General features: G+C 60.5%; 18 protein-coding genes. 13 read left to right on the top strand and 5 right to left on the bottom strand.

Annotated elements, in window-relative coordinates:
• Nucleotides 1–56: 56 nt before the first annotated feature.
• Nucleotides 57–1490 carry a MocR-like pyridoxine biosynthesis transcription factor PdxR gene (gene pdxR / locus NK667_RS13400; protein WP_054615051.1) on the bottom strand — a complete coding sequence of 478 codons (1434 nt, stop codon included), beginning with the start codon at nt 1488–1490 and terminating at the stop codon, nt 57–59.
• Between the two features lie 205 nt (nt 1491–1695).
• On the opposite strand from pdxR, the gene NK667_RS13395 reads away from it, so the two are divergent.
• Entirely contained in the window at nt 1696–2136 is a 441-nt protein-coding gene (locus NK667_RS13395; protein WP_054047629.1) for a carboxymuconolactone decarboxylase family protein, read from the top strand.
• Between the two features lie 288 nt (nt 2137–2424).
• Here the strand turns inward: NK667_RS13395 and NK667_RS13390 are convergent, their stop codons facing one another.
• Nucleotides 2425–3375: a SphA family protein gene (locus tag NK667_RS13390; protein ID WP_054047631.1), complete on the bottom strand. Its 951-nt coding sequence runs from the start codon at nt 3373–3375 to the stop codon at nt 2425–2427.
• 196 nt (nt 3376–3571) lie between these two features.
• Between NK667_RS13390 and NK667_RS13385 the strand changes: the two genes are divergently transcribed.
• The 11 genes from NK667_RS13385 to NK667_RS13335 all read left to right on the top strand — a co-directional run bounded on the left by NK667_RS13385 (nt 3572) and on the right by NK667_RS13335 (nt 14420).
• Nucleotides 3572–4600: an AraC family transcriptional regulator gene (locus NK667_RS13385; protein ID WP_054615050.1), complete on the top strand. Its 1029-nt coding sequence runs from the start codon at nt 3572–3574 to the stop codon at nt 4598–4600.
• A 191-nt stretch (nt 4601–4791) separates the two neighbouring features.
• On the top strand, nt 4792–5679 hold the full coding sequence (locus tag NK667_RS13380) for a Dyp-type peroxidase (RefSeq protein WP_054615049.1): 888 nt from the start codon (nt 4792–4794) through the stop codon (nt 5677–5679).
• A 16-nt stretch (nt 5680–5695) separates the two neighbouring features.
• A complete protein-coding gene (locus tag NK667_RS13375) occupies nt 5696–6661 on the top strand; it encodes a Gfo/Idh/MocA family protein (RefSeq protein WP_054615048.1) in 966 nt (321 codons plus the stop codon).
• A gap of 272 nt (nt 6662–6933) precedes the next feature.
• Complete coding sequence (locus NK667_RS13370) at nt 6934–7686, top strand: GntR family transcriptional regulator (protein ID WP_054047638.1); 753 nt, start codon at nt 6934–6936, stop codon at nt 7684–7686.
• Nucleotides 7683–9428 carry a fumarate reductase/succinate dehydrogenase flavoprotein subunit gene (locus NK667_RS13365; protein ID WP_161807665.1) on the top strand — a complete coding sequence of 582 codons (1746 nt, stop codon included), beginning with the start codon at nt 7683–7685 and terminating at the stop codon, nt 9426–9428. The genes NK667_RS13370 and NK667_RS13365 overlap by 4 nt, the downstream gene beginning before the upstream one ends.
• Nucleotides 9429–9453: 25 nt before the next feature.
• The gene (locus tag NK667_RS13360; RefSeq protein ID WP_007946457.1) at nt 9454–9699 is read left to right on the top strand and encodes a 4Fe-4S dicluster domain-containing protein; all 246 of its coding nucleotides are present in this window, start codon (nt 9454–9456) and stop codon (nt 9697–9699) included.
• 301 nt (nt 9700–10000) lie between these two features.
• Complete coding sequence (locus tag NK667_RS13355; RefSeq protein ID WP_054615047.1) at nt 10001–11407, top strand: ABC transporter substrate-binding protein; 1407 nt, start codon at nt 10001–10003, stop codon at nt 11405–11407.
• Nucleotides 11408–11549: 142 nt separating this feature from the next.
• Nucleotides 11550–12332 carry an ABC transporter permease gene (locus NK667_RS13350; RefSeq protein WP_054615046.1) on the top strand — a complete coding sequence of 261 codons (783 nt, stop codon included), beginning with the start codon at nt 11550–11552 and terminating at the stop codon, nt 12330–12332.
• Nucleotides 12332–13180: an ABC transporter ATP-binding protein gene (locus NK667_RS13345; RefSeq protein ID WP_054047644.1), complete on the top strand. Its 849-nt coding sequence runs from the start codon at nt 12332–12334 to the stop codon at nt 13178–13180. The genes NK667_RS13350 and NK667_RS13345 overlap by 1 nt, the downstream gene beginning before the upstream one ends.
• Nucleotides 13177–14139, top strand: a complete 963-nt coding sequence (locus NK667_RS13340; protein WP_054615045.1) for a HEAT repeat domain-containing protein — start codon at nt 13177–13179, stop codon at nt 14137–14139. Before NK667_RS13345 ends, NK667_RS13340 begins: the two co-directional genes overlap by 4 nt.
• Nucleotides 14136–14420, top strand: a complete 285-nt coding sequence (locus NK667_RS13335) for a DUF971 domain-containing protein (RefSeq protein ID WP_054047648.1) — start codon at nt 14136–14138, stop codon at nt 14418–14420. Before NK667_RS13340 ends, NK667_RS13335 begins: the two co-directional genes overlap by 4 nt.
• A gap of 323 nt (nt 14421–14743) precedes the next feature.
• Here the strand turns inward: NK667_RS13335 and NK667_RS13330 are convergent, their stop codons facing one another.
• From NK667_RS13330 to NK667_RS13320, 3 genes are all read right to left on the bottom strand, one after another.
• Nucleotides 14744–16402 carry a phosphoethanolamine transferase gene (locus NK667_RS13330; RefSeq protein ID WP_054616262.1) on the bottom strand — a complete coding sequence of 553 codons (1659 nt, stop codon included), beginning with the start codon at nt 16400–16402 and terminating at the stop codon, nt 14744–14746.
• A 617-nt stretch (nt 16403–17019) separates the two neighbouring features.
• Nucleotides 17020–17757: a TorF family putative porin gene (locus NK667_RS13325; RefSeq protein WP_054615044.1), complete on the bottom strand. Its 738-nt coding sequence runs from the start codon at nt 17755–17757 to the stop codon at nt 17020–17022.
• A gap of 97 nt (nt 17758–17854) precedes the next feature.
• Nucleotides 17855–19597: an amidohydrolase gene (locus tag NK667_RS13320; RefSeq protein ID WP_054615043.1), complete on the bottom strand. Its 1743-nt coding sequence runs from the start codon at nt 19595–19597 to the stop codon at nt 17855–17857.
• Nucleotides 19598–19700: 103 nt separating this feature from the next.
• Between NK667_RS13320 and NK667_RS13315 the strand changes: the two genes are divergently transcribed.
• Entirely contained in the window at nt 19701–20624 is a 924-nt protein-coding gene (locus NK667_RS13315; protein ID WP_054615042.1) for a LysR family transcriptional regulator, read from the top strand.
• Nucleotides 20625–20673: the final 49 nt, after the last annotated feature.

Below are 20673 nucleotides of genomic sequence, written 5' to 3'. Positions count from 1 at the left end.
GCCTGCACCGGGGGACCGCCAATAGCCAATCGCCGGATAAACCCGCAGACCAATCGTCAGGCGACCTGCTGCAAAATGTCGCGCACGCGGTCCAGCGCGGTGTCGATGTCCAGGGTTTCAATCGCGCCAAACCCCATGAGCAGCCCGGCGCGCGGTGCTTGCTGATAGAAAAAGCCTTCAATCGAATACAGCCCGACTTCGACTTTCCTCGCCAGTTCGATAACCAGCGTGACGTCGATCGGCACCTTGCACAGCGCCACCATGTGAAACCCGGCGACCGTCGGCACGGCTTCCAGCCACGGCGACAGGTCACCTGCCATGCGCGCGAGGATCCGCTCGCGGCGCCCGGCGTAGATCGTGTGGCAACGGCGGATGTGCTTGAGCAGGCAACCTTCGGCAATGAACTTGGCCAGCGCCCATTGCGGCAGGGTCGAGGTGTGCAGGTCAGTGAGCTGCTTGGCGCGGATCACCGCTTCGAGGATCGCCGGCGGCAGGATCGCGTAGCCCAGTCGTAGTTCCGGCAGCAGGGTTTTCGAGAAGGTCCCGACGTAGGCGACGATGCCGCGCTCATCCATGCTTTGCAGCGAATCGGTGGGCCGGCCTTCGTAGCGGAATTCGCTGTCGTAATCGTCTTCGATGATGATCGCGCCCAGCTCACGGGCCCGTGCCAGCAGGGCTTCGCGACGTGCCTGGCTCATCGGCATGCCCAGCGGAAATTGGTGGGATGGCGTGACATAAATCAGCCGCGTCCCGTCCGGAATCAACTCGACCTGAATGCCTTCGGCGTCCACCGGCACTCCGACTACGGTGGCCCCGTGGCTGCCAAACAACAGGCGCGCCGGCGGATAACCGGGATCTTCCATCGCCACCAGACTGCCGGGCCGCAGCAGCACCCGGCCAATCAAGTCCAGGGCTTGCTGGGCGCCGTTGCACACCACCACGTCTTCGTCCTGGCAATTGACCCCACGGGAAAACGCGATGTGCCGGGCAATCGCATTGCGCAGCGCCGGCAGACCTTCGGGCAGGCTGTAGAAACCCTTGGAACCGGCGATCTGGCGTAGCGCGTGAGAGGTGCAGCGCCGCCAATCGTCCTGGGGAAACTGGCCCTTGCTGGTGGCGCCGCCGATAAAGTCGTAGCGCAGCGAGCCTTCCAGCGTCGGGTGGCGCAGGAACACCGGCAGGTTACGCCACGACTCGACGACCTCGCTGCTGGCCAATTCCGAATGGCTTTGCTTGCGCTGGATCTTCGCCGGACGCGCGTTGACGTAGGTGCCTTTGCCGGTGACCCCGGTGAGGAAGTTTTCGTAGGTCAGTTGCGAGTACGTGTCGGAAATGGTCTTGCGCGAAATGCCCAACTGTTCCGCCAGTAAACGGCTGGGTGGCAGTTGCGTGCCGGCTGCCAGGCGACCGGTTTCGATGGCACTGCGCAGCTGTTGGTACAACTGGCCTGCCAGGTCCTTGCGGCCGTTGATGACAACATGAAGTTCCATACCGGCGGGGCTCCTGAGGCAGTGAGGCGACTGTGGGTCGCGCCAGATTACCCCTATTGCGCTGCTGCATAGAAGTTGCGTGGGTAAAAAGCGCCGGATTGGTCTGTTACCGGGTGGTCCCTGGGTTTTTCGTGGAATTGGACCTGTAACGCTGCTGCATCAGCGCCTACCTTGGGCATACACATCCGCGCTACGAGGTCCCGCCATGAATCCCCGCCTGGACTACTACAGCGCCTCGCCCAAAGCGATGAAAGCCATGATTGCCATGGAGGCGCTGACCAGCAACCTGAGCATCGAACCGCCCTTGCTGCACCTGATCAAAATCCGCGCCTCACAACTCAACGGCTGCGCATTTTGCACCGACATGCACTCGGTGGATGCCCGACGCCTCGGCGAGACAGATCGGCGTTTGTATTCGATTGTGGTCTGGCGTGACAGTGGCTTCTTCAACCCTCGGGAACGGGCGGCACTGGCGTGGACTGAAGCTGTGACGCTGCTCTCGGAAAGTCATGTGCCGGATGACGTCTATGCGTTGGCGCGGGAGCAATTCAATGAAGGTGAATTGGTGGATTTGACCATTGCGGTGACCACCATCAATAGCTGGAATCGGTTGGCGGTGAGCTTCCGCCAAACCCCCAGTGACTGAAATCTTGAGCCAAGTGAAAACCCTGTGGGAGCGGGCTTGCTCGCGAAGGCAGTGTGTCAGTCACCATCATCATTGACTGACCAGCCGCCTTCGCGAGCAAGCCCGCTCCCACAGAAGCCGAGATCACTGCGGGACACAAATTCTATGTTCACCGCAGATCCCTCGTGGGAGCGAGCTTGCTCGCGATAGCGGTGTGGCAGTCGAAATCAATGTTGAATGTGAAACCCTCATCGCGAGCAAGCTTGCTCCCACAGGGGGATGGGGACAGTCAACATGATCCGGCAGCCATCAAAACGCATACGGAATACTGACCTTCGCCCAGAGCATTTCGCCTTCTGGCCTGTTCTCCACATCAAACTCCTTGGCCCAGCGAATCTCGGCGCTGGCGTATTTGAGGAAGGTCCAGTGCAGCGCCGGGCCGATGGCGAATACCTGGCCGCGCACGCCGTCGTTGACGTCTTCGCCGTTGAATTGCACGGTGCGGCCGAACTGTTTGTCGTCGGTGGTTTGCTTGAGGTAGTAGCCGTTGAGGCCGAGCATCAGGTCGTCGGTGATCTTGTAGCTGGCGGAATAATCGAAGTGGAAAATCTGCCCCGACTTGTAGTCGGTGTCCTTGTTTTTTTCGTTGAAACTGTACGTGGTCTTCATCGACACCTCGGTGCGCTCCGTCGGCAACCAGGTGAAGGAGAACAGCGGCTTGTAGGTGTAGAAATTGTTGCTGGTGTTGGCCAGGCGATCGGTGCTGTATTCGCCGGTGGGCACGGTGATTTCCACGGCGGCGCCGAGGGTCAGGTTCTTGCCCATGTCCCACAGAATAATCGGCGCAATCGTCGTGTCGCCCATGCCTTCGCGGGTGTCCTGCAAGCCGAATACCGAGACTTCCTGCTTGAGCCAGGGTTGCGCGATGTAGCCGGCCAGCCGTCCGCCGAAAATGCGCAAGGGGCTCAGGTAATCCAGGCGCGGAATCACGGCAGTGGATTCGATTTCGACATTCGGCACTTTGCCGCCGAGGGAGCTGATGTGGAATTTGGTGGCTTTGTAGTGGTTGTAGTAGATGTTGAACGCCACCATGTTGTCTGGAAGGCTGTCGACCTCCAGCGGCAGCATGAAGAAACCATCGGTGCCAGTGCCGATATTGTCCACGCCGGCCTCGGTGGCCAGCGCAGGCAAATGAATGGCGTAGACGCCGGCCAGGCTGACGGCCAGTCGCAAGCAGAATCGTGTGCGGGTCGGGTTCATATGCGTGCTCATTATTATTGTTAGGGGCCAACCGCCGGCCGTTGCATAGAAATAAGCGGTTCAAGCCTTGGCGGGCAGGGTATTGGCGGCCACATAGGGGGACTTCTGCGGACAGCCGCCAAACCCTGTGCTAACTTCTTTCGACATAACCGGTAACAAAAATAAGAATTCAGCTTGATCCGGGATGTCCTGCCCCATGCAAATGAAAGTCGTCGATCCTACCTACGAACTGGCGCTGGTTTCGCCATTCCTCCTGCAAACACTCGCCGAAGTCGCCGAACTCAAAGGGATCGATCCCGAGAGTCTTTGCCGAGGCCTGGGTTTTACCCTGGAAGACCTGCAGGACCCGGCGCAGCGGATTTCCTATCGCCAGGCCGTGGCGATGATCCAGCGCGCGCTCAAGGTCTTGCCCAATCGCGGGCTCGGCTTGTGGGTTGGCGCGCAGAACGTGCTCGGCACCCTGGGTTTACTCGGGCATGTGCTGTCGCTGTGCAAGACCCTGCGCGATGCGTTTGAGCTGGGCATCCGCCATCAACACACCTCCGGCGGCATCGTGGTGTCGAGCGTGGAAGAGGCGGGGGATCGGGTGTTTCTCGACATCGAATGTCGCCTGCCGTTTGCCGATGTGCAGCTGTTTGGGGTGGAAGAGTTTTTCGCCAGCCTCTTGGTTTACGGCCGGGCGTTGGTCGGGGCGGATTTCAAGCCAATGACGGTAGAGTTCGTCCACGCCGCGCCGGATTACGTTGCTGAGTACGCACGGCTGCTCGGGCCGGATGTGCGGTTCGGGTGTATGCAAAACCGCATGGTGATCGCCGCGCACTGGCTGGACGTGCGACTGCCGAATCATCACTCATTGGCGCTGCGTCAGGCGGTCAAGTTGCTGGAGCTGGAAGCGGCGCAGGTACACCAGAAAATCGACCTGATTCAAGCGGTGGAACGGGCGATTGCCCGGGATTTGACGCGTGGCAGCCATATCGAGAAGATCGCTGGCGATTTGAACATGAGCAGCCGTACATTGCGCCGGCGCCTGACTGAACATGCCCTGACATTTGAGACCTTACTGGAGCAAGTGCGCCAGGCGCGGACCTTGTGTTTGCTGGCCAATCCCGAGATGTCGATCGAGCGAATCACCGAAGAAGTCGGCTACAGCGACGTGCGCAGCTTTCGCCGGGCGTTCAAGCGCTGGACGGGGATGAGCCCGACGGCGTTTCGGGTCAGCTCATAGATCAAACACCACCAAAACCCCTGTGGGAGCGGGCTTGCTCGCGAAAGCGGTGTGTCATCCAATATTAATTTCGACTGACACACCGCCTTCGCGAGCAAGCCCGCTCCCACAGGGGGTATGTGTTCAGCCTTTCGTTACCGCTCAAACCCCCGCAACGGTTAAACTCCGCGCTTCTTTCCTAAGGAGTTCATATGAGTTATTACCAGTCGGGCATTCTCGCCACCCCTGTTCCGCCTCAAGCCCGTCATATGTTCTTCGCCCTCGAATCCGCCGCTGCACTGCCGGCCGCGCTCGACAAGTTGATGCAACTGGTAGACGGCGCGTCGGCGGTGGTCGGTTTCGGTGAGTCCCTGGTCAAAGCCCTGCACGGTCAGGTCGAAGGCCTGCGCGCATTCCCGGCGATGACTGGCGTCGGCGTCGATAACCCGTCGACCCAACACGCTCTGTGGTGCTGGTTGCATGGCGTGGATCGCGGTGAATTGCTCAATCGCAGCACCGCCATCGAAGCCGCGCTGGCCCCGGCGTTTCGCCTGGTGCAGATGAACGAAACCTTCCGCCATCTCACCGGCCACGACCTGACCGGCTACGAAGACGGCACCGAAAACCCGCACGACGAAGCCGCCGTGGCCGCCGCGCTGGTTGGCGAGGGCGCTGACGGCACGGTCGGTGGCAGTTTCGCCGCGATCCAGCAATGGCAGCATGATCTGAAGGGCTTCGCTGGCCTGCCGTCCCATGAAAAGGACAACATCATGGGCCGTCGCCTGAGCGATAACGAAGAACTCGACGACGCGCCGATCTCCGCCCACGTCAAGCGCACCGCCCAGGAAAGCTTCGCCCCCGAAGCTTTCGTGGTACGCCGCTCTATGCCGTGGATCGAAGGCCATCGCGCCGGCCTGATGTTCCTCGCGTTCGGCTTCTCCCTCGATGCGTTCGAAGCGCAACTGCGGCGCATGAGCGGTCTGGAAGACGGCATCACCGATGGTTTGTATCGGATGAGCCGGCCGATTACCGGCGGCTACTACTGGTGCCCGCCACTCAAGGACGGTCACCTGGACCTGCGCGCATTGCGCATTGGCTGAACCTCAAGGAGTGAGTATGAACGTGGTGCGTTGGGGCATGATCGGTTGCGGCAGCGTCGCTGAGCGCAAGAGCGGGCCGGCCTTCTACAAGGCGCCGGGCTCGGCGCTGGTGGCGGTGATGGGGCGACGGCTGGAAGCGGTGAGCGATTACGCCGCGCGCCACGGCATCGCCCGGTTCTACACCGACGCCGAAGCGCTGATCAACGACCCCGAGGTGGACGCGGTGTACATCGCCACGCCACCCGACAGTCACCACGCTTACGCCTTGTTGGTGGCTGCGGCCGGTAAACACTGCTGCGTCGAAAAACCGATGTCGCTGAATGCCGGGCAAAGCCGAGAGATGCAAAAAGTCTTCGCCGATGCCGGTTTGCACCTGTTTGTTTCCTACTACCGACGTTCGCTGCCGCGCTTCCAGCAAGTGCGCCAATGGCTGGCGGACGGGCGCATCGGCGATGTGCGGCACCTGACCTGGACCCTGACCAAGGCGCCTTCACCGGCCGATCTGGGTGGTACAGATAACTGGCGCACTGATCCAACGATTGCTGGCGGCGGCTACTTTGCCGACCTGGCCAGCCATGGTTTCGACTTGTTCCAATACCTGCTGGGCGACGTCGTCGAAGTCGCCGGGTTCACCGCGCGACAAGCCGGGTTATACGCCGCCGAAGATGCCGTCACCGCCAGTTGGAGGTTTGCTTCGGGCGCCACGGGCATGGGCTGCTGGAACTTCGTGGCCGACCGGCGCGAGGACCGGGTCGAGGTGATTGGCAGTAAAGGGCGGATCAGCTTTTCGGTGTTCGATGAGCATCCGGTGATGCTGGAAGCCGAAGAAACCCTCAGCCTGGATATCGATCATCACGAACACATCCAGTGGCACCATGTGCTGGGGATGAATGCGCATATCCGGGGTGAATCACAGCATCCGGCGCTGTCCGGGGAAGCGGTCAAGACCGATTGGGTGATGGACCAGATCCTCAAGCGCTGACGCCCCTTATCCGTAGCAGCTGTCGAGCAGCGCGAGGCTGCGTTCGGCGGCGAAGCCGTCGCAAACCCTGCGTACCCGGTCTGCCTGATACACCGCGTTGTCTGGTTTTACGACGGCTTCGCCGCCGGACGCAGCCTCGCGCTGCTCGACAGCTGCTACAGATGGGATCGTGTTTGTGCTGCGAATCTAACCTTATGCTTAAACAATATTTCTCAACCCCCGCATCACCTCTCTAAGATCACGTCATAACTCGTTATAACAAGTGATCTCAGATGACCGATAACGTTCTATCCCTCAGCAGCGTTCCCCTGCACACCCAGCTCCGCGACGTGTTGCGTGCGCGGATCCTCGACGGCGAATACCCGCAAGACAGCCAGATGCCATCCGAAAGCGAACTCGGTGCGCTGTTCAAAGTCAGCCGCATCACCGTGCGCCAGGCGTTGGGCGATCTGCAAAAAGAAGGGCTGATCTTCAAGATCCACGGCAAGGGCACCTTCGTTGCCAAGCCGAAAACCTTCCAGAACGTCAGCACCCTGCAAGGCCTGGCTGAGTCCATGACCGGTCGTGGTTACGAGGTGATCAACCGCCTGCGCAGCTTCAAATTCATCGCCGCCGACAAACTGGTCGCCGAGCGTTTGCAAGTCGCCGAAGGCGAAACCGTGGCGCAGATCAAACGCGTCCGGTTGATCAACCGCGAGCCAATCTCCCTGGAAATCACCTACCTACCCAAAGCCATCGGCGAGCGGCTGGAGAAGGCCGACCTGGTGACCCGCGACATCTTCCTGATCCTGGAAAACGACTGTGGTCTGGCCCTCGGCCACGCCGACCTGGCCATCGACGCGGTGCTGGCTGACAGCGACCTGACTCAGGCGCTGAACGTTGAAGCCGGCTCGCCGATCATGCGCATCGAGCGGCTGACCCACGATGCCGCCGGCGTTCCCGTGGACTTCGAACACCTTTACTACCGCGGCGATGCCTTCCAGTACCGCTTGCGGATCGACCGGCAAAAAGGGGCGCAGGCATGACCCACAGCTCAATAACCAGAAGCACGTTGGAACAGGAATACGACATCGTCGTGATCGGCGGCGGCACCGCTGGCCCGATGGCGGCGATCAAGGCCAAGGAACGCAACCGCGATTTGCGCGTGTTGCTGATCGACAAGGCTAACGTCAAGCGCAGCGGCGCGATCAGCATGGGCATGGACGGCCTGAACAACGCGATCATTCCCGGCCACTCGACGCCGGAGCAATACACCAAGGAAATCACCATCGCCAATGACGGCATCGTCAATCAGGCGGCGGTGTACGCCTATGCCACGCACAGTTTTGAAACCATCGAGCAACTCGACCGCTGGGGCGTGAAGTTCGAGAAGGATGAAACCGGCGACTACGCGGTGAAAAAGGTCCACCACATGGGAGCCTACGTGCTGCCGATGCCGGAAGGGCATGACATCAAGAAAGTCCTGTACCGCCAGTTGAAACGTGCGCGAGTCAGCATCACCAATCGCGTTGTTTGCACACGCTTGCTGACGGACGAAGAGGGCGCGGTCAACGGCCTGATGGGCTTCGACTGCCGCACCGCCGACTTCCATGTGATCAAGGCCAAAGCGGTGATCCTCGCTTGTGGCGCCGCCGGACGCCTGGGTCTGCCGTCCTCGGGTTACCTGATGGGCACTTACGAAAACCCGACCAACGCAGGCGACGGTTACGCGATGGCGTATCACGCCGGGGCCGAACTGGCGAACCTCGAATGCTTCCAGATCAACCCGCTGATCAAGGATTACAACGGCCCGGCCTGCGCCTATGTGACCGGTCCTTTGGGTGGCTACACCGCCAACAACAAGGGCGAGCGCTTTATCGAGTGCGACTACTGGAGCGGCCAGATGATGTGGGAGTTCCACCAGGAACTCGAAAGCGGCAACGGCCCGGTGTTCCTCAAGCTTGATCACCTGGCCGAGGAAACCATCCAGAACATCGAAGAGATCCTGCACAGCAACGAACGCCCGAGTCGCGGCCAGTTCCACGCTAATCGCGGCACGAATTACCGCACGCAGATGGTCGAAATGCACATCTCCGAGATCGGTTTTTGCAGCGGGCATTCTGCGTCGGGGGTGTGGGTCAACGAGCGGGCCGAGACTTCAGTGAAGGGCTTGTACTCGGCCGGAGATATGGCCGCAGTGCCGCACAACTACATGCTCGGCGCGTTCACTTACGGCTGGTTTGCCGGCACCAACGCGGCGGATTTTGTCGCCGGGCGCGAGTTTTCGGCGGTGAATGCCCAGCAAGTCGAAATCGAAAAAGCTCGAGTCTACGCACCACTGGATCGCGAACACGGTCTGCCGCCAGCCCAGGTCGAATACAAGCTGCGGCGTTTCGTGAACGACTACCTGCAACCGCCGAAAGTGACCAAGAAGATGCAAATCGGCTTGCAGCGCTTCAGCGATATCCAGCGCGATCTCGATCAGATCAAGGCTCACAACCCTCACGAACTGATGCGCGCCATGGAAGTCAGCATGATCCGCGACTGCGCCGAAATGGCCGCCCGCGCTTCATTGTTCCGCGCCGAAAGTCGCTGGGGGCTTTACCACTATCGGGTTGACCACCCGCAACGCAACGACAGCGACTGGTTCTGCCATTGCCACCTGAAGAAGGGCGACGACGGCCAGATGACCAGTTTCAAGAAAGCCGTCGAGCCTTACATCATCCCGCTCGATGCCGAAGAAATGCAGGCCTACGACCGGCTGCGGGTCGGCGCGTTTGCAGCCTGAGTATTAAAAAAGAGAGAACCGTGAAATGGCCTATCAACCCCAGGAAATCTTCTTTCGTTCCAACGCACCGGTCACGGTGGACGAGGACCTTTGCATCGCCCACAAGGGCTGCACCGTGTGCGTCGACGTCTGCCCGATGGACCTGCTGGCAATCAACCCGGCCACACAAAAGGCCTATATGGCGTTCGACGAATGCTGGTACTGCATGCCGTGCGAAAAGGACTGCCCGACAGGGGCGGTGAAAGTCGAAATCCCGTATCTGCTCCGTTGAAATGCAATCCCCCTGTGGGAGCGGGCTTGCTCGCGAAGAGGCCGGCACAGCTTGCATCTCCATTGACTGAAAGGACGCCTTCGCGAGCAAGCCCGCTCCCACAGTGGATCGAGGCCAGCCGCAAATGTTGTGTACACCCGGCAACCTGTGGGAGCGAGCCTGCTCGCGAAGAGGCCGGCCCAGACAACAAAAAAGCCATCCGGCAACCACCGGACGCCTGATTCAAAACACCCCTCGTTTCCCACCACGCCCTGATCGTGGCGGAGACGAATATCCAATAAATGATTCGAGGGGATTCACCATGTTCTTGCGCGCAACACTGGCCGGTCTGGTACTGGCGTCATTCACCTTGTCGGCCTCGGCCGAAACCATCCGCATCGCCATCGGCACCCAGGACACCACCATCAACTGCGCCGCCGGCGGGCTATTGATCCGTGAGCTCGGCCTGCTGGACAAATACCTGCCCCACGACGGCCAATACAAAGACGCCAAATATGACGTGGTGTGGAAAAACTTCACCAGCGGCGCGCCCCTGACCAACGAGATGGTCGCCGGCAAACTCGACTTCGGTGCCATGGCCGATTTCCCCGGTGCGTTCAACGGCGTGGCGTTCGAAACCGCCGGTAAGCACAGCCTGTTTATCAGCGTGCTGTCGGGCAGCACCAAGGGCAGCGGCAACGGCATCGTGGTGCCGAGCGCGTCCAGCGTGCAGTCGTTGGCAGAGCTCAAGGGCAAGACTATTTCCGTGCCGTTCGCTTCCACCGCTCACGGCATGTTGCTGCGTGCGGTGGCCGCTCAAGGCTGGGATCCGCTGAAAGACGTGAACATCATCGCCCAACCACCGGAAGTCGCCGGCTCGGCGTTGCAGGCCGGGAAGATCGACGCGCATGCCGACTTCGTGCCGTTCGCCGAGCTGTTCCCGAGCCGTGGTTTCGCGCGCAAGATTTACGACGGCGCCCAGGCCAACGCGCCGACCTTCCATGGTGCGCTGGTGGATCAGGCTTACGCCAAGAAGTACCCGGAAATCGTCGTGGCTTACCTGCGTGCGAGCATCGAGGCGAATCAGTTGCTGGCGGCGGAACCGGAGAAATACAGCGAGCTGATCGCCAAAGTCACCGGGGTCGATGCCGAGGTGAACTACCTGTTCCACGGCCCGTTGGGCGTGCAAACCCGCGACCTGAGCTGGAAACCGGAATACCGCCAGGCGGTCGGCACCGCCATCGATACGCTGAAATTGTTGAAGAAGGCTGACCGTGGCCTCGACCTCAATACCTTCATCGACGACCAATACATCCGCGCCGCATTCAAAGCCTCGAACCTGGATTACACCGCGCAACTGGCTGACTACGCGCAGACACCGCTCAAGGCTGTGGATGCGGTCAGCGGCAAAGCCATCACCGATGTCAGCCATGTAGCGGAGATCTGGGTGCGCGGCGAACCGAAAGTCCGCCAGTACGCCTCGGCGGAAGCGGCGTTCACCGCGTTGGCCGGGTTGAAGGCGGAAGGCAAAAACATCCGCGCGGTGTATGCCCAGGCGAGTGACAGCGGGATCAAGTTGCTGGCGGATCAGGCGTGGTTTGCCAGCGATGCGAAAGGGCGACTCAGCGCGTTTCTGCTGAAAGGCCAGGCCCAGCAATTTGCTACGGCGCAGGGTGGCAAAGTCTTCGACTTCACCGATGCAACCACCCAAGCGGTCGCTACCCGATAAGTACCAAAACACCGAACCCTGTAGGAGCTGTCGAGTGAAACGAGGCTGCGATCTTTTGACCTTGCCTTTAAAGACAAAATCAAAAGATCGCAGCCTTCGGCAGCTCCTACAGGGTGATGTGTTCGCCAATTGGAAGTTATGTATGCCCAGATCCTATTTACGCTGGCTCCCCCGAGCCGCCTCACTGCTGCTCTGCCTGCTGTTCTGGCAATTCGCTGCAAGCGGTCACTGGAACCTCGGCCTGGTGACCTTCGCCAACGTCCCGACCCCACTGGCGGTGATCCAGGCCGCACTGGGCCTCGGCGACTCCGGCAAGCTCGGCCAGCACCTGAGCAGCAGCCTCAGCCGGGTCTTCGCCGGTTACCTCGCAGCGCTGGTCATCGGCATCGCGTTGGGCCTGGCCATCGGCCGCTCGAAATGGGCGGAAGACTTGCTGCTGCCACCACTGGAAGTCTTGCGACCGATCCCCGCAGTCGCCTGGATTCCCCTGGCCATCCTGATGTTCCCATCGTCTGAACTGTCGATGGTCTTCATCACCTTCACCGGCGCGTTGTTCCCGATCCTGCTCAACACCATCCACGGCGTCGAAGGCGTCGACCCACGCCTGATCGCCTCCGCCCGAAGCCTCGGCGCAGGGCGTCGCGCCATCTTGCTGGAGGTGATCCTGCCCGGCGCCGCGCCGAGCATCATCACCGGCCTCGCCATCGGCATGGGCACCTCGTGGTTCTGCCTGGTCACCGCCGAAATGATCTCCGGCCAGTACGGCATCGGCTATTACACCTGGGAGTCCTACACCATCCAGAACTACGCCGACATCGTCGTCGGCATGTTGCTGATCGGAGTGCTCGGGATGGGCAGCAGCCTGCTGATCAAACGCCTTGGCGGGCTGTTCACGCCTTGGCATCGACCACGAGGAAAAGCCTGATGAGCGTTTTTCAACACCCGGAAGGGCACATCGATATTCGCGGGTTGTCCATCAGCCTGGGCGAGGGCAGTGCCGCGTTTGAAGCGGTGCAGGGGCTGGATTGTCAGATCGAGCCGGGGCAGTTCGTGTGCATTCTCGGGCCGTCCGGCTGCGGCAAATCCACCTTGCTCGGGGCCTTGGCTGGGCATTTGCAACCACGTATCGGCACGTTGAATGTCGATGGCGCGCCGATCTCCGGCCCGTCACCGCAACGCGGCATGGTGTTCCAGCATCACACGCTGTTCCCTTGGCGCACGGTGCGCGACAACGTGGCCTTCGGCCTGAAAATGCGCGGCATCGGCAAGACCGAACGCCACAAAGCCGCCGATGAAATCCTCGCGCTGGTGGGGCTGGAAGGCTTCGCCGAGCGCTGGCCGGATCAGCTCTCCGGTGGCATGCAACAACGAGTGGAAATCGCCCGGGTGCTGATCAATCGTCCACGCCTGTTGTTGATGGACGAACCCTTCGGCGCCCTCGACGCACTGACCCGGCTGAACATGCAGGAACTGCTGCTGGACATCTGGACGCGGATTCGCACCACAGTAGTGTTCGTCACCCATGACATCGACGAAGCGCTGTTCCTCGCCGATCGCCTGTTGGTGATGAGCTCGCGGCCCGGTCGAATCATCGAAGACCTGCGCCTGGATTTCCCTCGACCGCGCACCACCGAACTGGTCACCAGTCACGAATTTTCACGCTTGAAGCGTCACTGCCTCGAGTTGCTGCGTCACGAGGACGGTCGGCAATTACCACGCCTGAACCCCCTCGGACTTCCCCCAGAAAACAAACTGCCGCGATTTGCCCTATGACCTCACTATTCGAAACAACCGATAACGACGACATTCTTGCCCTGCAACCGCGCCTGACCGATGACGATCCGGGCGTGCGACGCATTGCCCTGATCGAACTGGCCGACCTCGAAGAACCGGAAGGTTTGCTGTGGCTGGTCGATCGGCTGGCTGACGACCCGACCGAAGAAGTCCGCGCCGAAGCTGCTCGGCTACTGGAAGCCTGGGAGGATGAGCCGGTGGTCGAGGCGTTGTGCCAGGCGCTGACCGATCCATCGCCGGCCGTGCAGGCTGCGGCCGCACAAAGTTTGAGCCTGCTGAAAAGCGAAGCGGCGGGCCGGGTGATTTTGCCGTGGACCGGGCATGCCGATATCAGTGTGCGGGTCGCGGCGTTCAGGGCCTTGCGCGAATTGCGTTTCCCCGATGCCGCCGCCGCTGCGTTGATCGCGCTGAAGGATGAAGACGCCAGCGTGCGCCGCGAAGCCGTTGGTGTACTCGGCTGGCTCAAGCAGCTCGATGCGTTGCCTGCGTTAGCCCGATTGGCCAGCGATGACCCGGACACCGAAGTGCGCCGCGCCGCCACTGGCGCCCTTGGTTTGGCGTCCGATATTCAAGTGTTGCCGGCGCTGCGTCAGGCTTTGCAGGATCAGGCTTGGCAAGTGCGCGAAGAAGCCGCCACCACGCTGGGCAAGGTCGGTCACACCGATGCCGGCCCGGCGCTGATCGAAGCCCTAGGCGACGATTATTGGCAAGTGCGCCTGCGCGCCACCCGCAGCCTCGGCCGCCTGCGCTATGCCCCGGCGCTTGAAGCACTGATCGAAACCCTCGGTCATCGCATCAGCAACCTGCGTAAGGAAGCGGCCCTGGCCCTTGGTGAATTGAACGATCGCCAAGCCATCGCCGCGTTGCAGGCCGCGCAAGACGACGGCGACCCGGAAGTGCGCAAAGCCGTGCGCATCGCCTTGAGTCAACTGCAATGAACCCGCTGGCGGTGGGGAATTCCCAAAGCAAACAGCAATTGCGGTTGAACTGGCCGGATGGGCGGGAGCAGTTGCTCGATCACGCCGAATTGCGCCGCCAATGCCCGTGCTCGCAATGCCGGGCGTTTCGGCTGCAAGGACTGACGGTGAAGGTCGATTCGCGGATTCGCGTGGTCGAGTTGAATAGCCAAGGCTACGGCCTGCAACTGATCTTCAGCGACGGCCACGAACGTGGCATCTACCCCTGGCCCTACCTCTCCGGACTACCCCCAACCCCGTAGGAGCGAGGCTTGCCCGCGAAGGCGGCATACCTGACACACCGCCTTCGCGGGCAAGCCTCGCTCCTACAAAGGATTTGCCTCGGGCACAGGATTTGTGGCCACCCGGGAGCAACTGTGGGAGCGGGCTTGCTCGCGAAAGCGGTGGGTCAGTCAATGAAGATGTTGAATGTGATTGCCTCTTCGCGAGCAAGCCCGCTCCCACAGGGGATTTGCGTCGGGCGCAGGATTTATGGCCACCCGGGACTAAATGTGGGAGTGAGCCTGCTCGCGAAGGCGGCGTACCTGACACACCGCCTTCGCGGGCAAGCCTCGCTCCTACAGGGTTATTTGCCGGCCGTCATCGGCGGTCGGCAGTCTTGGAAGATGTCCAGTCCCGGCTGATACAACGAGGTCTGGACTTCGAACAAGCCGAGCACCGAGTGGAACAGGTTGTCATGGCTCAGGTCCGGCTGGGCGCTCTTGCCTTGCAGGCAGCCACGGTCGATCCCCAACTGGGCCAGGGTGTTGGTGCCGAACCACATAACCATCGGCACATGGGTTTGCGCTTCCGGAGCCAATGCATACGGCGCGGCGTGCAGATACAAGCCGTTTTCGCCCAGGGATTCGCCATGGTCGGACACGTAGAGCATCGAGGTGTCGAGGGTGTTCTGATTGCGCTTGAGCAACTCGATCACTTTGGCGAGGAAGTGGTCGGTGTAGAGGATCGTGTTGTCGTACACGTTGAGCAGTTCTTCGCGGCTGCAACTGCCCAGTTGATTGGTGTGGCAGATCGGTTTGAAGCGCTCGAGTTCTTTCGGGTAGCGCTCGTAGTATTCCGGGCCATGGCTGCCGTCGGCGTGCAGGACGATGATCGCGTTGCCCTTGAGGCTGTCGATGTAGCCTTGCAGATCCGCCAGAAGTGCTTCATCGAGGCAGTTGTTGCCGTCGCAGAACGGTCCCGGCTGGTTCTTCGCGATGTCCCGGTGCGGCACCCGCAGGCAAGTGCCTTTGCAGTCGCTGTTGTTGTCCAGCCACAGCACCTGCACGCCGGCCCGTTGCAGGATATCCAGCAAGCCTTCGTAGGTTTTGCCTTTCTTGTCGCTGTAGTCCTCGCGGGGGAACATCGAGAACATGCACGGCACCGACACCGCCGTGGACGTGCCGCAGGAGTGCACGTTCGTGAAGTTGAGGATATCCAGCTGGCTCAACTCGGGATTGGTCTCGCGCTCATAGCCATTGAGCGAGAAATGGTCGGCCCGGGCGGTTTCGCCGACCACGAACACCATGAGTGATTTCTTCTCGCGGCTGGCGGCCTTGGCGCTCATCACCGCGTCTTCACCGATGGCTTGCACCACGAAATGCTTTTTTATCCCCAGCCGCTGCTTGGCGTATTTGCTGATCGCATAGATGTAGTTGGTCGGGTTGATGAAGTGGGTGAGCTTGTCTTCTTCGCGAAAGATCGGTGCGTAGGTCGAGTAGAACGTGCCCACCGAAGCGCCGATCACCAGCACGCAAACGACGATCACCAGGATCTTGTTCAGCAGGCCTCGAAAGAACGGTCGATAACTCACCGGCCAGCGCCAGACCAGCACCGTCGGCAGCACGCCGAGCAGCAACACGTAAGCCAGCAACTTGCCGTTGAACAGCGCAGTGGCTTCGGCGGGATTGGTTTCGAACACGTTCTGGATCATCACCGTGTCGATGGTGATCCCGTACTCGTTCATGAAATACGCGGCGCAGGACGAGAGCAGGGCGACGAGGGTCAGCGCCGGTTTCAGCGTCCAGCGAAACGAAACCAGGGTCAAAAGCAGCGTGATGGCGGCCCACAAAAACAGGCCGAAGGAGATGAAGAAACCCAGTTTGTGCGCACCTTGCAGGGTGATCAGCGTATCCAGCGCCTTCCACGTTGCCAGGTTGTACAACGCCACCAGTGCCAGGGAAAACAGCAGCACCAGGCGGGTCGGTGTGATGGACGGTAAACGCAGTCCTTTGCCCAAAGCCATTTCAAACATTCCTCTACTCAAATACGGGATGACGCGCGTAACTGTAGAAGAACATTGGTAAAAATTCCGTAAACATCCTGTAACAAACACCGATCAAAAACTGTGGGAGCGGGCTTGCTCGCGAATGCGGTGGTTCAGTCAACAGAGATATTGAATGTGCAGGCCCCTTCGCGAGCAAGCCCACTCCCACAGGAAATTTATGGAGTGCACATAAGCTGTGGCCACTCGAGATCAAATGTGGGAGCGAGCTTGCTCGCGAATGCGGTGGTTCAGACCCACCAGTAATGACTGACAGGACGCCATCGCGAGCAGGCTCGCTCCCACAGGAAATTTATGGAGTGCACATAAGCTGTGGCCACTCGAGATCCAATGTGGGAGCGAGCCTGCTCGCGAATGCGGTGGTTCAGTCAACAGAGATGTTGAATGTGCTGGCCTCTTCGCGAGCAAGCTCGCTCCCACAGGAAATTTATGGAGTGCACATAAGCTGTGGTCACTCGAGATCAAATGTGGGAGCGAGCTTGCTCGCGAATGCGGTGGTTCAGTCAACAGAGATGTTGAATGTGCTGGCCTCTTCGCGAGCAGGCTCGCTCCCACAATGGGGGTTGGATCTGCGGTGGTCAGAACGATTTGCTGAGGCTGGCCACTACCGTCGCGGTGCACACGTCCTTGAAGCCCCAATTGCTCTCGCATTGGCTTTGCGAAAGGTCAGTGTCGATGTAGCTCAACCCAACCATCACCCCGGCCAGTTCGTGGCTCAGTTTCACTTCCCATTCGTGGTAGGCGTCCTCCGCGTGGCCGTTGGACGAGTACAGGTGCGGGTCCTTGAAATCCATTTCGCCGTAGCGCAGTTTCAAGCCCAGCCCATAAGGCAATTCGGTTTCGTAACCGACGTAGGTGTAGAGCGAACTCTGCTTGCTGTCGATCCCCGGCGCATCCGCCGAGTAATAGGCCGCGAGTTTCACGCCATACAGGCTGAGAATCCCGTAAGTCTCGCTCTGATTGAACTGGCCTTCCTTGGGGTAGGCGTATTTCAGGTAGCCGAGGTCCAGGCTCACGGCATCGGTCGCCTGCCACAGCCAACCGGCGTAGTAGTCGATTTCCTGACGGGTTTTCAAACCTCCGCCGAAATCGACGTTCGAACTCCATGCCCCGGCATACAAACCGCTGCTATGGGCCAGCGTGACACCAGCCTGCACAGCGGGATCGTTCTGAGTTTGCGAGATACCACGAGTGCGGTAATCACTCGCCAGAGTCAAATCCACCAGCACGTTGAAGTCGTCATTCAAGGGGATGGCCTGGCTGCTCAGGGGCAGCACGCTCAAGGATCCGAGGGCGAACAGGGTGAAAGCTTTCATGGGTCAGTGCCTTTGTTTTGATTGTTTTGGGCAGATAGCGGGCAAGGCTGCGCCAGACCCCGGCGACAGGCGCAGGGGCGGGCAACAATAGGTTTTCTTATAAGGTGGGTGCGTAGACTTCGCGGCCGGCGAACCAGGTTTGCAGCACTCGGGTGTCGTGAAGGGCTTTGTTATCGACCGTGAACACATCGCGATCCAGCACGATGAAATCGGCTTGTTTGCCAGCCGTCAGCGAACCGATCTGCTTCTCCAACCCGATAGTCCGGGCGGCGTTGAGGGTGTAGGCGTAGAACATCGTTTCCCGGTCCAGACGTTCATCGCCATTCAGCACGCCCAGCGGGCCGACGCGGGTGATGGCCTGGGCCATGGCATTGAAGGGATTCGGCGAAGACACCGGCCAGTCGCTGGCGCCGGCAATGGTCGCGCCTTGTTTGAGCAACGAGTGCGCCGGGTATTGATAACGGAAGGCGAGGGCGCTGACGTAGGGCTTGATCATGTCCAACGTGTAATCGTCAGCAGTCGCCCACAGCAGTTGCATCGAAGCGATCACGTTCAGCGGTTTGAACCGCGCAAACTCCTTCGGATTGACCATTTGCAGGTGCGTGATCGAGTGGGTAACACCGCTTTGGCGATCCTTGCGCGCCTGCTCGATACCGTTCAGGGATTCGCGTACCGCGCGGTCGCCGATGGCGTGGATGTGCACCAGCCAGCCGCGCTGATCGATGGCGCTGACCAGTTCGCCGAAATGCTTCGGATCGATCAGCAACTCACCCTGTTTGTGCGAGTTGCTGTACGGATCAATCATCGCCGCGCTCTGGGCCGGGTATTCGATCACGCCGTCGGCGAAGATCTTGATCCCCGGCAGCGTCAGGTTGGGAATGCCCTGGAATTGCTGGCGCACCTTGTCCAGCACATCGAGATCGGCCGGCACGCTTTTCGGGTTGGCCACCAGCAGCGCGGCGACGTGCGCGGTCATGCCGCCGCTCTCGGACAGGGCTTTATAGGCTGGCAACACGCCGACGGTTTTCTCCGTGGGCTTGAGGGCGAACACTGGCTCTCCCGGCGCAGCGTTGGCAGCGGGGTCCATCCACGCGGTGATGCCGAGGCTGTTGTTGTAACGCACGGCGGATTGCGCGGCTTTGAGCATGTCAGCGGCGCTCGGCACCGGCATTTTCGAGGCGACCCGGTCCCAACCAGCATCCACCAGAAAACCATTCGGCGTGCCATCGGCGCGTTTGCCGATTGTGTCTTTCTCCGCGTCGGGCAGGTTTTTCAGCAGCGCAGCATCGATGCCGGCGCGTTGCAGCATCACGTCGTTGGCCCACGCGGTGTGGTGGTCGCTGCCGGTGAACACCACGGGCACCTGGGCCCATTCGCCACTGTTGAATTTCTTGCCGAAGGCTTCGGCCTGCGCCCAATACGCCGAACTCATGCCGGCCACGCTCAGCACATCGCCATGTTTGGCCTTGCCGTCGTCACGCCAGCCGCGCAGGCGTTTTTCCAGTTCGTCGAGGCTGACCACCTCGTCTTCCATATTCGCCGAGACCATTTCCAGACCGCCGAAAATCGCGTGGGAATGGCTGTCGATCAGGCCGGGCATCAGGGTTTTGCCGCCGAGGTCGATCACTTTGGTGTTGGCGTCGATCAAAGTTTTGATTTGCGCAACGGTGCCGACTTTCAGCACCTTGCCGTTTTCTACCGCCAGGGCCTGCACCTTCGGTTGGGCGCGGTCGGCGGTGAAAATCTTGCCATTGAGTAGCACCAGATCGGTGGCCGCCATGGCTTCCATCGAGGCAAAACTGATCGCGGCCATCAATAGATTCGGGATGAATCTTTTCATTGAATGTTTCCTTGTTATTGCGTCTGATGGCCAGATTAGTGGCTGCGCGCGCTCAGCAGAACGCCTGCCTCACGAAAAACGTTTTTGCCGGAATGGAAAAAGCATGGACAAGTTGGGTGCGTTGAAAATGTTCGTGGTTACCGCGCAACTGGGCAGTTTCAGCCGCGCCGCCGAGCAACTGGGCAAGACCCCGTCGGCCCTGACCAAAGCGGTGAATCACCTGGAAGCCGAGCTCGGCGCACGGCTGTTCGAACGCAGCACCCGGCGGATTTTGCTGACGGAAGTCGGGCGGCTTTATCTGGAAACTGCGCGCCAGGTGTTGCAGCGGCTGGAGGAGGCGGGCGAGGAGGTCGAGCAGATGCAGCATGGCCTGCGCGGCAGCCTGAAAATCACCGCGCCACTGGCGTACGGGCAGGCGTTTCTGGATCAGGTGTGCGGTGGTTTTCTGGAGCAATACCCGCAGATCAACCTGCAAGTGGACCTGTGCGACGAGTTCGTCAATCTGCTGGAAAGCGGCTACGACCTGGCCTTGCGCGAAGGTCATGACGACTTGCCGGGGCTGATTGCCCGGGTGGTCGGCAGCAATCGCCTGGCGTTGTGTGGCAGCCCGGCCTATCTGGCGCGCAAGGGCGTGCCGGTGACGCCGCAAAACCTCGATGAACACGAATGGCTGTTGTATCGCCATCCGTTGCTCAGCCGCGAATTCTGGTGGGCCGAGCGCGACGGCCAGCGCCTGAGCCTGCCGCAACCGCAGTCACCACGGCTGCGCAGCGACAATTACGACTTGCTGCTGGCAAATGCCTTGTCCGGTCGCGGCTTGCTGCACACGCCGTTGTGGAGCGCTGCGCCATACATCGCCGACGGGCGACTGGTACGGCTGATGGCCGACTACGACATCGACCCGGACAGCTTCGGTGCGCACATCCTGGCGGTGTACCCGAGCCATCGGCGGGCGACGGCCAAGGTGGTGGCGTTTATCGATTACATCGCAGAGTTTCTGACGGCCCGTGGATTGGGTGATGACTGACATGGTTTCCTTGTAGCAGCTGTCGAGCAGCGCGAGGCAGCGTCCGGCG

This window comes from Pseudomonas nunensis, assembly GCF_024296925.1.
Lineage (GTDB): Bacteria > Pseudomonadota > Gammaproteobacteria > Pseudomonadales > Pseudomonadaceae > Aquipseudomonas > Aquipseudomonas nunensis.
Note: the sequence above shows the minus strand (reverse complement) of the source record. Positions and strands in the feature narration are given on the sequence as shown.